The following is a 13064-nucleotide window of genomic DNA, read 5'->3' on the forward strand; positions in this document are numbered from 1 at the left end:
CTTGTCTGCTCAGGCGCCGGCGACGAAGTGCGGCGCGGTCTTCACCGCATCGCCCTGGTAGAACGTGGCGAAGCGGTCGAACTGGCGCTGTGCGTCGGAGGCGTCCACGCCTTCCTTGAGCACGGCGCTGGAGAAGCCGGTGCGTTCCATCTGCACCAGCTGGTCGATCAGCACATCGCCCGTGGCGCGGATGTCGCCCGTGAAGCCCAGGCGGCGGCGCAGCAGGAAGGCCTGGCTGTAGGCGCGGCCGTCGGTGAACTTCGGAAAGTTCAGGTCGATGCGCTCGATGTCGGCCAGGCACACCTCGATGGCGAGCGGGTCGGCGTCGTTGGCCAGTTGCAGGACCTTCGGGTCGCCGTCGTCGATGTGTTCTTCGGCCGAAAGGATGTTCAGAGTCTTTTTCATGCTGCTTCCTCCACCTTGAATCGCGCACCGTTGGCTGCGGCCTTGAACGGGTCGTGGCCCACGCGGCGCAGGGTGTCGATGAAGGTCTCGCCGTTGGCGCGGGTGTCGCGGTACGTGGTGAGCACGGCCTCGATCACGCCCGGCACTTCGGCCGCCGAGAACGAGGGGCCGACCACCTTGCCGGCTTGCGGCGCGCCGCTGAGCGCGGAGCCGTCGGAGCCGCCGAGGGTGACCTGGTACCACTCCTTGCCGTCCTTGTCGACGCCCAGGATGCCGATGTGGCCGCTGTGGTGGTGGCCGCACGAGTTGATGCAGCCGCTGATGTGCAGGTCGATCTCGCCCAGGTCGTCGAGCTCGTCGAGGTCCTGGTAGCGCTCGGTGATGGCTTCGGCGATGGGAATGGAGCGGGCGTTGGCCAGCGCGCAGAAGTCGCCGCCGGGGCAGGCGATCATGTCGGTCAGCAGCTGCACGTTGGCGCTGGCGAAACCGGCGGCGCGGGCGGCGAGCCACAGCGCGTGCAGGTCTTCGGCGTGCACCCAGGGCAGCACCACGTTCTGGTCGTGCGTCACGCGGGCTTCACCGGCCGAGAAGCGGTCGGCCAGCTCGGCGATGGTGTCGAGCTGGTCGCCCGAGGCGTCGCCGGGCGCCTGCTTCAGGCGCTTGAACGACAGCGTCACGGCGCGCAGCGCGGGGTTCTTATGGGCGTCGACGTTGCGGGCCAGCCAGCGGGCGAACATGACGTCGTCGGCGGCGTGGGCGCGCAGCTCGGCGTCGGTCTTCTCGGCGCTTTGCAGCACGCGGGTGGCCAGCGTCGGCGGCACGAAGGAGGCGGCCACGCGGTCGTACTCTTCCTGCGTGATGGTGTGCGGTGCGCCGTCGTGCTCGATGATCTGCTTGTACTCGGCCTCGACGTCGTCGATGTAGCGCTGGCCTTCGGCCTTCACCAGGATCTTGATGCGCGCCTTGTAGATGTTGTCGCGGCGGCCGTAGCGGTTGTAGACCCGGATCACCGCTTCGAGGTAATTCATGATCTGCTGCCAGGGCAGGAACTCGCGCAGCACGGTGCCGATGATGGGCGTGCGGCCCATGCCGCCACCCACCTGCACGCGGAAACCGATGTCGCCCGCTTCGTTCTTCACCACGTGCAGGCCCACGTCGTGCCAGCCGGTGGCGGCGCGGTCTTCGGTGGCGCCGGTGATGGCGATCTTGAACTTGCGCGGCAGGAAGGCGAACTCGGGGTGCAGCGTGCTCCACTGGCGCATGATTTCCGCGAACGGGCGCGGGTCGGCGATCTCGTCGACGGCGATGCCGGCGCGCTCGTCGCTCGTGATGTTGCGGATGCAGTTGCCGCTGGTCTGGATGCCGTGCATGTCGACCGAAGCCAGCAGGTCCATCACGTCGGCCGACTTGGCCAGCGGAATCCAGTTGTACTGGACGTTCTGGCGCGTCGTGAAGTGGGCGTAGTGGGTGGGCAGCTTGTGGCTGCCGAGCAGGCCCTGGGTCTCGATGGCCTTGCGGTAGACCTCGGCCTCGGGCTCGTCGTATTCGCGGGCGATGCGGGCCAGCACGCGCAGCTGCTTGCTCGACAGCTCGCCGTACGGCACGGCCACGCGCAGCATCGGCGCGTAGCGCTGCACGTACCAGCCGTTTTGCAGGCGCAGGGGGCGGAACTCGTCCTCGTGCAGGCGGCCCTTTTGCCAGCGCTCGAGCTGGTCTCGGAACTGGGCAGCGCGTTGGTGAACGAACTGGCGGTCGAATTCTGTGTATTGGTACATCGTGCGTATGTGTCTTGAAGAAGTGCGGTGCCGCACGTACAACGGGGCGCCCCAGCAAGAAGCCCCGGATTCTGAAAGCCCGCCTTATGGAAACAAACTATTTTTTGGTTCGCGTCTTATGCGGATAAGCTTATTCACCAGCATCCATGCGGGTTACGAGGCGGTTGGTTGCTTATTCCGGATAAGGCGCGAAGGCCGGCGCGGGGTCGCCGGACGCTGGATTCTAGGAACCCGGGGGCGCCTGCGCAGGGCGGCTATCGCAGCTTGAAGTCGAAGCCGAGGGTCTGCGGCGAGCTCAGCAGCTGGCGGGCGGCCTTGTCGGCCTGGTGCTGCGCGTTGAGCCATTCCCGGGCCAGCCGGGCTTCGGTCCGGTTCAGGTGCTCGATGCCGTGGTGACGCTCCTTCGACCAGGCCTGGAAGCACTTCACCACCCGCAGCGGATCGCCGATCTGCTCCTCGATCCGCAGCCGGTAGATGTCCGCGGCCACCATGACATCCTTCAAAGTGAAGTTCTGGCCTTTGACGTGGACCACGTAGGGGACCACGTAAGAAGTTGTCCTGGCGAGATCGCTCATGCCTTCATCCGTGCCTCAAGTCGCTGCCTGTGCCGCAGATTAGCGGCGGGTATCGAAATGAAACTGAGCGTTTCTGAGCGCCGCAGCGGCGCCCGATCTGCTGTGGACTAGCGCCGGATGAGCGTCTTGGCGTGGAAGCGGTAGCCGGCGTTGCGCGCCGTGTTGATCGGCAGCACCAGCCCCGTGGCCTCGCTGACCTTGCGCCGCAGGCGGCGGATCTGCGTGTCGAGGCGGCGCTGGTCGTAGCTCAGGTAGTGCTCGCCCAGGGCCTGCACGATCTGCTGGCGGCTGGCGATCTCGCCGGCGCTGCGCATCAGCTCGTGCAGCACCGTGAGGTCCTGTTCCGACAGCGCAATGGGCGCAAAGCCCGGTGGCGACAGCCGGCGCGGGCCCAGCTCCAGCACCCAGGCGTCGGCCGGCAGCGCGGCGGGCGAATCGCCCAGGCGCCGCGACAGCGCCGCCAGCGTGGCCGCCAGTTCGTCGAGGTCGGTGGTCTTGGACAGGTAGTAGTCGGCGCCGATGTCCAGCCCCGTCACGCGGTCGCGGGCGCCGCCGCGCGCCGTCAGCACGACGATGCCCAGGCGCTCGCCGCGTTCGCGCAGCTCGCGGATCAGCGACAGGCCGTCGCCGTCGGGCAGCCCGAGGTCGACCAGCGCGATGCCGTGGCGGGCGGGGTCGTAGGTGCGGTGGAAGCCTTCGAGCGACGCCTCGGCATCGACCCGGTAGCCGCTGCCGGTCAGGAACTCGCTCAACTCTTCGCGCAGCACGGCTTCATCTTCCAGCAGGATCACATCACGCATGGGAACAGGGTAGGGGCTGGTGGCCGAGGGAATCTGAGCGTTTCTAAGCGCGGCGAAGTGCGCGCAGATTCTAGGTGCGGCCTCGATAATCCGCGCCCATGAAACGCCTTGCTCGGTGCCTGTGGCGGTGCGGTTGTCTTGCCGTGCTGGGCCTTCTCTTTTCTGCTTCGGCCGCCGCTGGCGTGCTGCGGCTGAATCCGCTGGCGAGCGTCGACAGCCACGGCCAGTTGTCGATGCTGCGAGACCCCGAAGGGCGCCTCAGCGCTGACGAAGCCGCCGCCGCCCCGGGCTGGAAGGCCTTGCCCGGGGCCGTGAATGCGGGCTTCACGCGCGACGCCGTGTGGATCAGGCTCGAGGTGCAGCGCCCGGCCGACGCGCCGCAGCAGCGGTGGCTGGCGCAGTTCAGGAACGCGCTGCTCGACGATGTGCGGCTGTACCGCCAGGACGACACCGGCCGCTGGCAGCTGGCCGTGCAGTCCGGCGAAGACATCGGCCGCGAGCACTGGCCCGTCGACGCGCGCAACGTGCAGCTGCCGCTCACGCTGGAGAGCACCGAGCCCACGCCGCTGCTGCTGCGCCTGCAGTCGCGCAACGCCATGTCGACCACCATCGGCTTCGCGGCGCCCGAGGTCTACGCGGGCACCGCGCGGCGCGAGTACCTCTTCTATGGCCTGGGCTTCGGCTTCGGCCTGATGCTGCTCGCCTTTCACACGCTGTTCTGGCAGATGACGCGCGAGCGCCTGAGCGCCTGGTACCTGGTCTATGTGGCGAACGCGCTGCTGGTCGAGTTCCTGACGGCCGGGCTGCCGCAGCAGCTGCTGGCCATGCCCGCGCGGCTGTCCGACCTGCTGCTGAGCCTGTCGATCTGCGCCGGCGTGGCCATCGGCATCCGCTTCGCCGGCATGCAGCTGGGAACCGACGTGCAGTGGCCGCGCTTCACCCGCGTGGCGGTGCGCGTGGTGGGCCTCGTGAGTGCCATCGCGGTGGCGCTGGTGCTGGCCGGCGCCAATGGCCTGGCCATGCAGGCGGTGCAGGGGACGGCGATGCTGTGCATCGTCTACCTGATCGGCGCCGCGCTGTGGCTGTTGCCGCGCGACCAGGGACAGGCGCGGGCTTTTCTCATCATCTTCGGCATCTACTACGTGGGCGTGATGGTGAGCTTCCTGCGCAACCAGGGCTGGTTGCCGGCCGGCGCCTGGACCGACAACGCGACCGCCGTGGGCACGCTGCTGCACCTGCTGCTCATGAGCATGCGGCTGAACCGCCGCTACGACCAGCTGCGCCGCGAAAAGGAAGCCGCGCAGGCGCGCCTGGTGCACGTGGTCGGTCGCCAGAACGACCGGCTGGAGGACGAGGTGCGCAAGCGCACCGCCGACCTGCGCGGCGAGATCGAGCAGCGCCAGCGCCTCGAGGTCGACCTGCGCGCCGCGCTGGAGACCGAGCGCCGCGCCAAGCAGTCGCAGGTGGACTTCGTCGCGATGGTGTCGCACGAGTTCCGCACGCCGCTGGCGATCATCCACACCACCGCGCAGCAGATCGCCAAGAACCTCGATGCCGCGCGCGAGAAGACCCTGGCACGCTGCCTGAACCTGCGCGCTGCCGCGCAGCGCATGACCGCGCTGGTCGACGAGTACCTGACCTCCGATCGCATGGAAGCCGGCCAGACGCCGTTCCAACCGCGCCCTTGTGAGCGCGACGAGCTGCTGGAGCTGTTCGAGGACCTGGTGGCCGACTGGCCCGATGGCCGCGTCGTGTGGCAGGGCAGCCACCTGCCGCCGCAGCTGGTGTGCGACCCCGGCCTGCTGCGCGTGGCGCTGCGCAACCTGCTGGCCAACGCCGACCGCCACACGCCGGCGGGCCGGGCCATCGTGCTCGATGTGGTGCCGGCGGGACCGGATGGGGAGGGCGGCCTGAACATCCGCGTGAGCAACCCCGGCGACGCGATTCCGCACGACGAGGTGCCGCGGCTGTTCGAGAAATACTTCCGTGGCCGCCAGGCGGCGCGCTCACCGGGCGCCGGCCTCGGCCTGTACCTCGTGCACCAGATTGCCGAGCTGCACCGGGGGCACGCCCGGCTCGACAGCGCCGGGCAGGACGGTCACGTGCGCTTCAGCCTCGCATTGCCTTGAGAAGCCGCTACGTCAGCGCAACATCGACGACATCGCCGAGCAGCAGTTCAGCATGCGCACGGCCGACTCCACCGAGTCGGCGCTGAAGCGCAGCGTCACGCCATCGACACGCTCGAAGCTCGGCCACTGGCAGAACAGGTCGGCCATCATCGGCGACTGGGTGCGCAGCGTGACCACCTGCGGGCCCTGGAAGACCAGCGGGCGTGCATGGGCACGCGCGGCCAGCCCTTCGATCACGCCGGCACGGATCGCCTGGCGCGACTGTTCCGGCGAGAGCGACACGCCACTGTTGAAGCCGGTCGCCTTCTTGGTCTGCACGAAGCTTGCGTGCGGAAAGAGCGCCTGGTTCTCGGAGATGAACACGTCGTCGCCGCTGGCCATCACGACCGGCACGCCGTACTCGCCGGCCAGTGCGCCGTAGAGCCCGGCTTCGCCCAGTTCCTGGTTGCCGAGCGAGATGCTCGCGAAGGCGAAACTGTTGATCGTGTGCGCCAGGATGCCCCGGCCCTGCGCGCGCGAGTGGTAGCCCACCATGCACAGCGCGTCCACGCCTTCTTCCACGCCGGCCACCATGCTCAGGTAGCGCGGCTTGCCTTGCACCACGCGCGCGCGTGCATCGAGCACATCGGGCGGCATGTTGCGAAAGCCGCCGTGCGAGTCGTTCACCAGCACCTCGGTCGCGCCGGCGTCGAAGGCGCCGGCAATCGCGGCGTTGGCCTCCTGCGCCATCAGCACGCGGGCGCGTTCGTACTCGGGGTTGCCCTGGCGTGCCTGCTCGTGGTGGTAGACGCCCGCAACGCCTTCGATGTCGGTGGAGATCAGGACTTTCATGGACGTGTGTTTCAGGCGAGAGGTGAAAGGGAAGACGCCGGCAGCAGTTCGCCGAGCGCCGCGCGGTGGTTGCCGTCGCGGCCCGTGACCGGCGTGGCGCGCCACAGCGCATGAAGTATGGCCTGCTCGGTGCTGTCGGCCGCGGCCTGGAACAGCCCGTCGAGCCGTGTGTCGTGCAGCATCGCCACGGCCGGCATGGGCCGCTCGGCGCGGTCGGGGATCGTGTAGGCCGTTGAGAAGGCCAGCACGAGGTCGCCGCTGCCGTGGCCGTAGACCGAGCCGGTGCGGGCCAGCCCCGCGCCCGCGCGCAATGCCAGGCGGCGCAGCTGGCGCGCGTCGAGCGGTGCGTCGGTGGCGACGACGATGATGATCGAGCCCTTCTCGGGCTCCGACGCCTCCTTCGCTGCTTGCAGCGCCGCGAGCCGTTCGCCCACCGCGTGCCCGGCCAGTACCAGCTGCGGCTGGCGGCCATAGTTCGCCAGCACCAGCGTGCCCACCGTGTGGGTCGTGCCGTCGGCCATCGCCACGCGGCGCGACGCGCTGCCGATGCCGCCCTTGAGCTGGAAGCTCGACATGCCGCGTCCCGCGCCGACCGAGCCCTGTTCGAAATCGGTCCCGGCGGCGTCGAGCGCCTGCAGGTAATCGGCCTCGGTCACGGCCAGCCGCTGGATGTCGTTGAGAAAACCGTCGTTGCACTCGAAGACCAGCGGGTTCACCGTGGGCAGCGCGCGGCCGGTCTCGGGGTTGGCCGCCGCGCAGTGGCGGATCTGCGCCGTGGCCACGGTGCCGACCGAGAAGGTGTTGGTCAGCGCGATCGGCGTTTCCAGCACGCCGAGCTCGGCCAGTTGCACCAGCCCCACGCTCTTGCCGAAGCCGTTGAGCACCACGGCCGCGGCCGGCACCTTGTCGCGGAACGGGTCGCCGGCGTGCGGGCGGATCACGGTCACGCCGGTCTGCACCGGGCCGTCGGCCAGCGTGCGGTGGCCGACCGTGACGCCCGCGACGTCGGTGATGGCGTCGCGCGGGCCCGCAGGCAGCGTGCCGATGAAGGGCAGGGAAGTCGTCGAGGCCATGAAGAGAAAAAGAAGAACTTACTGGCGGTCGATCTTCGGATCGAGCGCGTCGCGCAGCGCATCGCCCAGCAGGTTGAAGGCCAGCACGGTGAAGAAGATGGCCAGGCTGGGGAACAGCGCCACGTGCGGCGACGTGACCATGTCGGCGCGGGCTTCGTTGAGCATCGCGCCCCACTCGGGCGTCGGCGGTTGCGCGCCCATGCCCAGGAACGACAGGCTGGCCGCCGTGATGATCGAGGTGCCCACGCGCATCGAGAAGTACACGACGATCGACGAGATCGTGCCCGGCAGGATGTGCCGCACGATGATGGTCCAGTCGGACGCGCCGATGCTGCGCTCGGCCTCGATGTAGGTCTGCTGCTTGAGCACCAGCGTGTTGCCGCGCACCAGGCGCGCAAAGGCCGGCACGCTGAACACCGACACCGCCACCACCACGTTGGTCATGCTGCTGCCCAGGATGGCTACCACGCCCAGCGCCAGCAGGATGCCGGGGAAGGCGAACAGCACGTCCGAGATGCGCATCACGATGCGGTCCCACCAACCTTCGTAGTAGCCGGCCAGCAGGCCGAAGGCCGTGCCGATGATGCCGCCCACCAGCACCGACAAAAAGCCGGCCGCCAGCGAGATGCGCGTGCCCGCCAGGATGCGGCTGAAGATGTCGCGACCCAGCGGATCGACGCCGAACCAGTGCGTGGCCGAGGGCCCGCTGTTCAGCATGTCGTAGTCGAAGAAGTTCTCAGGATCGAAGGGCACGATCCACGGTGCGAACACCGCGATCACCACCAGCAGCAGCACGAACACCGCCGCGACGATGCCCACGGGCTGCTTCTTGAAACGGCGCCAGCATTCGCCCCAGGGCGTGCGGACCTTGCCGGCGGTCAGCGCAACGGCAACGGGGGACAGGGGAACGATGGATTCGGCAGACACGCCGGTAGCTTGCGTCATGGCTGCGTGCTCACTTGTAGCGGATGGTCGGGTTGATGTAGCCGTACAGCACATCGACCACGAGGTTGATCAGGATGAATTCGAGCGAGAACAGCAGCACCAGCGTCTGGATCACGGGGTAGTCGCGCATCTGCACGGCATCGACCAGCAGGCGGCCCAGGCCGGGCCAGTTGAACACCGCCTCCACAAGGATGGAGCCGCCCAGCAGGAAGCCGAACTGCAGGCCCATCATCGTGACCACCGGAATCAGCGCGTTGCGCAGCGTGTGCTTGAACACCACGCTGGTTTCATGCACGCCCTTGGCACGCGCGGTGCGCACGAAGTCTTCCTGGATCACCTCGACGAACGAGGCGCGCGTGAAGCGCGCCATCACGGCCGCGACGGCCGCGCCCAGCGTGATCGAGGGCAGGATGTAGTGCTGCCAGGTCGCGGCGCCCACCGTGGGCAGCCAGCCGAGCTGGACCGAGAAGATCTGCATCAGCAGCATGCCCAATGCAAATGCGGGGAACGAGATGCCCGACACCGCCAGCGTCATGCCGATGCGGTCGGGCCATTTGTTGCGGTACACCGCCGACACGATGCCGATCCCCATGCCGAAGATCACCGCCCACACCATGCTGGTGATGGTCAGCATCACCGTCGGGAAGAAGCGCTCGGCAATCTCCGTCGACACCGGCCGCCGCGTGCGGATCGAGGTACCGAAGTCGCCTTGCACCATGTGGGTGAAGAAGCTCACGAACTGCTGCGGCAGCGGCTTGTCCAGCCCGAGCTCCGCGCGCACCATGGCCACGGTCTGCTCATCGGCATCCTGGCCGGCGGCAAGGCGCGCCGGGTCGCCGGGGAGCATGTGGACGAACAGGAACACCAGCACTGCCACGATGAGCAGTGTCGGGATCAGGCCCAACAGTCGTTTGAGGAAGTAATTCAGCATGGGATACGGTTGTCGCGAACGGGCGATGGCACGGTGCCACCGCCCGCCGGACAGTCAGTCAGGAAAACGAAGGAGCCGCGATCAGTTCGATACCGACATGGCATCGATGTTGATGTTCGCGTCGGGCATCACGAACACACCCGACAGGCGCTTGGCGTGCGCCGACAGGTTCTGCTCGGTGACCAGCGGCACGCGCGGCAGGTCCTTGCGGATCTCTTCCTGCGCGGTCTTGTACAGCGCGGCCTTTTCCTTGTCGTCCACCGTCACGAGCGCCTTGGCGATCGCGGCGTCGACCACGTCGCTCTTGTAGAACGACATGTTGTTGAGCTTGGGCGCCCACGACTCGGAAGCGAACAGCGGACGCAGGCCCCAGTCGGCTTCACCGGTCGACGACGACCAGCCCGTGTAGTACATGCGGACCTTGGCCGTCTTCGGATCGGGCCAGGCATCGACCTGCTCGGTGCGCTGGCCCACTTCGAGCGCCTGCACCTGCAGCTTGATGCCCACCTGTGCGAGCTGCTGCTGCACGAACTGGATCGTCTTCTGGCTGGTCGTGTTGTTGTAGGCGCTCCACAGCACCGACTCGAAGCCGTTCGGGTAGCCGGCCTCGGCCAGCAGGGCCTTGGCCTTCTTCACGTCGTAGGGAATGGGCGCCATCTTCTCGGCGAACTTCACGCCCTGGGGCATCACGCCCTGTGCGGGGAAGGCGTAGCCGCCGAAGGCGACCTTCGACAGCGCTTCCTTGTTGATGGCGTAGCCGATGGCTTCGCGCACCTTCGGGTTGTCATACGGCTTTTGCAGCATGTTGAAGGCCAGGAAGCGCGTGATGATCGAGGGCGATGCCACCACTTCGAGCTTGTCGCTCTTCTTCAGCAGCTCGGCCTGCTCGTAGGGAATGGGGAAGGCAAAGTCGGCTTCGCCAGTCTGCAGCATTGCGGCGCGCGTGTTGTTCTCGAGCACCGGCTTCCATTGCAGGTTGTCGACCTTCGGGAAGCCCTTCTTCCAGTAGCCGTCGAACTTCTTGGCCTTCACGGCGTCGGTCTGCTTCCACTCGACGAACTCGAAGGGGCCGGTGCCCACGGGGTGGAAGGCGATGTCCTTGTTGCCCCACTTCTTCAGCGCGGTGGGCGAGATCATGGCGGCCGAGGCGTGGGCCAGCGAGTTGATGAAGGGGCCGAAGGGCTCCTTCAGCGTGATGCGCACGGTGGTCGGGTTCACCGCCTCGACCTTGCCCACGCGGTTGAACTGGTTGTAGCGCAGCAGCTTGTTGTCCTGGTTCAGCACGCGGTCGAGCGTGACCTTCACGGCTTCGGCGTTGAAGTCCGTGCCGTCGTGGAACTTGACGCCGCTGCGCAGCTTGATGGTGTAGACCAGGCCGTCCTTGGACACGTCGTAGCTCTCGGCGAGCACGTTCTGCACCTTCAGGTCCTTGTCGAACTGGAACAGGCCTTCATAGAAGGTCTTGGTCACGGCCGTGGTGATGGTCGTGTTGGTGTTGTACGGGTCCAGCGTTTCCGGCTGGTAGCCGATGGCCAGCACCACGTCTTTGGCAGCCAGTGCCGAGCCCGAGGCGGCGAGCGCGGCCAGGCCCAGCAATGCGGATGCCCAGCGCAGGGAGGAAGAAGATTGCTTCATGGAAGAACTCCAGTCGGTTCGTGGAAAAAATGCAGGGGGCCTGCGGGTGAAAAAACGGTTCGGAATCAGAAGGCGCCGCCGATGGCATGCCGTGCGACGAAATGGCCCGGGGCCACTTGCACCAGCGGCGGCACCTCGGGCTCGTCGCCCACGGCGCGGATCGGGCTGGGAATCTCGCCTTCGAGCAGCGCGCGCGGCTTGTGGCGGCGCGACGGATCGGCCACCGGCACCGCGGCCATCAGCTTGCGGGTGTAGGGGTGCTGCGGCGCCTCGAACACCGCGCGGCGCGGGCCGATCTCGACGATCTGGCCCAGGTACATCACGGCCACGCGGTGGCTGATGCGTTCGACCACGGCCATGTCGTGCGAGATGAACAGGAACGCCACGCCCAGCTCGCGCTGCAGGTCGAGCATGAGGTTGACGATCTGCGCCTGAATGGACACGTCGAGCGCCGACACCGACTCGTCGGCCACCACCACCTTCGGGTTCAGCGCGAGCGCGCGTGCAATCGCGATGCGCTGGCGCTGGCCACCCGAGAACTCGTGCGGATAGCGCTGTGCCACCTCGGGCGGCAGGCCCACCTTCTGCAGCAGCCAGTCGACGCGCTGCTGCGCCTCGGCGCCCTTGGCGATGCCGTGGATGAGCAGCGGCTCCATGATCGAGAAGCCCACCGTCACGCGCGGGTCGAGCGAGGCGAAGGGGTCCTGGAAGATGAACTGGATGTTGCGGCGAAGCGCCTGCAACTCGCGCGTGGGCAGCTCGCGGATGTTCTTGCCGCCGAACTCGATCGCGCCGCTCTGGCTCTCGACCAGGCGCAGCAGCGAGCGGCCCGTGGTCGACTTGCCGCAGCCCGATTCGCCGACCAGCGCCAGCGTCTCGCCGGGGTAGAGGTCGAAGCTGATCTTTTCCACCGCATGCACGCGGCGCTTCACGCGTCCGAAGATGCCGCTGCGCACGTCGAAGCGCGTCACGAGGTCGCGCACGCGCAGGATCGGGCCAGCGTCTTCGCGCACGGTGGTCTGCGGCGTGGTGTCGGTGCAGGGCACGGTCTCGGTGCTGTCTTCGGTGCGCAGCAGTTCGAACTTGGCCGGCAGGTCGGTGCCCTGCATGGCGCCCAGCTTGGGCACGGCCGACAGCAGCGCCCGGGTGTAGGGATGCTGCGGCGAGGCGAACACGGTGTCGGAGCTGCCGGCTTCGACCTTGTCGCCGCGGTACATCACGAGCACGCGGTCGGCAATTTCGGCCACCACGCCCATGTCGTGCGTGATGAAGAGCACGCCCATGCGCATCTCTTTCTGCAGCTCTCGGATGAGCTGAAGAATCTGCGCCTGGATCGTCACGTCGAGCGCGGTGGTGGGCTCGTCGGCAATCAGCAGCTGCGGCTTGCACGACAGCGCCATCGCGATCATCACGCGCTGGCGCATGCCGCCCGACAGCTGGTGCGGAAAGCGGTCGAGCACGTTGCGCGCTTCGGGAATGCGCACGAGTTCGAGCATGCGCAGCGCCTCGGCGCGCGCCGCCGCATTGCTCTTGCCCTGGTGGATGCGGATGGCCTCGGCGATCTGGTCGCCGGCGGTGAACACCGGGTTCAGCGAGGTCATCGGCTCCTGGAAGATCATCGCGATGTCGGCGCCGCGGATGCCACGCATCGTGCTGTCGCGCGCCTGCGCCAGGTCGAGCACCTCGCCGTTGCGCCGGCGGAAGGCCATGCTGCCGCCGAGAATGCGGCCACCGCCGTGCTCCACCAGCCGCATCAGCGCGAGCGAGGTGACCGACTTGCCCGACCCCGATTCACCCACCACCGCGAGCGTTTCGCCGTGGTCGACGTGGAAGGACAGCTTCTTGACGGCATCGACCGTGCGCTCGGAGGTCGAGAAACGCACGGTGAGGTCGTCGACGGCGAGCACGCGGCCGTCGGGCAGGTTCAGGGCAGGGGAGGACATGGCGGATGCGGGAGAAAAGTAG

At 67.7% G+C, this 13064-nt stretch carries 11 protein-coding genes; 1 reads left to right on the forward strand and 10 read right to left on the reverse strand.

Annotated features, from left to right (window positions below):
* Positions 1–9 precede the first annotated feature (9 nt).
* From VBO01S_RS07105 to VBO01S_RS07120, 4 genes are all read right to left on the reverse strand, one after another.
* Positions 10–405, reverse strand: coding sequence for a DUF934 domain-containing protein (locus tag VBO01S_RS07105; protein ID WP_062472499.1), 396 nt, complete (start codon positions 403–405; stop codon positions 10–12).
* Entirely contained in the window at positions 402–2180 is a 1779-nt protein-coding gene (locus VBO01S_RS07110; protein ID WP_062472501.1) for a nitrite/sulfite reductase, read from the reverse strand. Before VBO01S_RS07110 ends, VBO01S_RS07105 begins: the two co-directional genes overlap by 4 nt.
* Positions 2181–2434: 254 nt before the next feature.
* A complete protein-coding gene (locus VBO01S_RS07115) occupies positions 2435–2755 on the reverse strand; it encodes a hypothetical protein (protein WP_139705889.1) in 321 nt (106 codons plus the stop codon).
* A 107-nt stretch (positions 2756–2862) separates the two neighbouring features.
* Entirely contained in the window at positions 2863–3555 is a 693-nt protein-coding gene (locus tag VBO01S_RS07120) for a response regulator transcription factor (protein WP_062472505.1), read from the reverse strand.
* A 98-nt stretch (positions 3556–3653) separates the two neighbouring features.
* Here VBO01S_RS07120 and VBO01S_RS07125 point away from each other — a divergent pair, with 98 nt between their 5' ends.
* Positions 3654–5684 (forward strand): sensor histidine kinase, encoded by a 2031-nt coding sequence (locus tag VBO01S_RS07125; RefSeq protein ID WP_062472507.1) that lies wholly within the window; start codon positions 3654–3656, stop codon positions 5682–5684.
* A gap of 12 nt (positions 5685–5696) precedes the next feature.
* Here the strand turns inward: VBO01S_RS07125 and VBO01S_RS07130 are convergent, their stop codons facing one another.
* From VBO01S_RS07130 to VBO01S_RS07155, 6 genes are all read right to left on the reverse strand, one after another.
* Positions 5697–6515, reverse strand: coding sequence for a M55 family metallopeptidase (locus tag VBO01S_RS07130; protein WP_062472510.1), 819 nt, complete (start codon positions 6513–6515; stop codon positions 5697–5699).
* Between the two features lie 11 nt (positions 6516–6526).
* Positions 6527–7588, reverse strand: coding sequence for a DmpA family aminopeptidase (locus VBO01S_RS07135; protein WP_062472512.1), 1062 nt, complete (start codon positions 7586–7588; stop codon positions 6527–6529).
* Between the two features lie 18 nt (positions 7589–7606).
* Entirely contained in the window at positions 7607–8533 is a 927-nt protein-coding gene (gene gsiD, locus VBO01S_RS07140; protein WP_062472514.1) for a glutathione ABC transporter permease GsiD, read from the reverse strand.
* Positions 8534–8543: 10 nt separating this feature from the next.
* Positions 8544–9464, reverse strand: coding sequence for a glutathione ABC transporter permease GsiC (gsiC, locus tag VBO01S_RS07145; RefSeq protein WP_062472516.1), 921 nt, complete (start codon positions 9462–9464; stop codon positions 8544–8546).
* Between the two features lie 81 nt (positions 9465–9545).
* Complete coding sequence (gene gsiB / locus VBO01S_RS07150) at positions 9546–11099, reverse strand: glutathione ABC transporter substrate-binding protein GsiB (RefSeq protein ID WP_062472518.1); 1554 nt, start codon at positions 11097–11099, stop codon at positions 9546–9548.
* Between the two features lie 65 nt (positions 11100–11164).
* The gene (locus VBO01S_RS07155) at positions 11165–13042 is read right to left on the reverse strand and encodes a dipeptide ABC transporter ATP-binding protein (RefSeq protein ID WP_062472520.1); all 1878 of its coding nucleotides are present in this window, start codon (positions 13040–13042) and stop codon (positions 11165–11167) included.
* Between the last annotated feature and the right edge of the window lie 22 nt (positions 13043–13064).

It is taken from the genome of Variovorax boronicumulans NBRC 103145 (genome assembly GCF_001591345.1).
GTDB lineage: Bacteria > Pseudomonadota > Gammaproteobacteria > Burkholderiales > Burkholderiaceae_C > Variovorax > Variovorax boronicumulans.

Coding starts and splice junctions, on each gene's coding strand:
- VBO01S_RS07130 (WP_062472510.1), bottom strand. CDS start 6,515: ATGAAAGTCCTGATCTCCACCGACATCGAAGGCGTTGCGGGCGTCTAC.
- gsiD (WP_062472514.1), bottom strand. CDS start 8,533: ATGACGCAAGCTACCGGCGTGTCTGCCGAATCCATCGTTCCCCTGTCC.
- gsiB (WP_062472518.1), bottom strand. CDS start 11,099: ATGAAGCAATCTTCTTCCTCCCTGCGCTGGGCATCCGCATTGCTGGGC.
- VBO01S_RS07110 (WP_062472501.1), bottom strand. CDS start 2,180: ATGTACCAATACACAGAATTCGACCGCCAGTTCGTTCACCAACGCGCT.
- VBO01S_RS07115 (WP_139705889.1), bottom strand. CDS start 2,755: ATGAGCGATCTCGCCAGGACAACTTCTTACGTGGTCCCCTACGTGGTC.
- VBO01S_RS07105 (WP_062472499.1), bottom strand. CDS start 405: ATGAAAAAGACTCTGAACATCCTTTCGGCCGAAGAACACATCGACGAC.
- VBO01S_RS07135 (WP_062472512.1), bottom strand. CDS start 7,588: ATGGCCTCGACGACTTCCCTGCCCTTCATCGGCACGCTGCCTGCGGGC.
- VBO01S_RS07155 (WP_062472520.1), bottom strand. CDS start 13,042: ATGTCCTCCCCTGCCCTGAACCTGCCCGACGGCCGCGTGCTCGCCGTC.
- gsiC (WP_062472516.1), bottom strand. CDS start 9,464: ATGCTGAATTACTTCCTCAAACGACTGTTGGGCCTGATCCCGACACTG.
- VBO01S_RS07120 (WP_062472505.1), bottom strand. CDS start 3,555: ATGCGTGATGTGATCCTGCTGGAAGATGAAGCCGTGCTGCGCGAAGAG.
- VBO01S_RS07125 (WP_062472507.1), top strand. CDS start 3,654: ATGAAACGCCTTGCTCGGTGCCTGTGGCGGTGCGGTTGTCTTGCCGTG.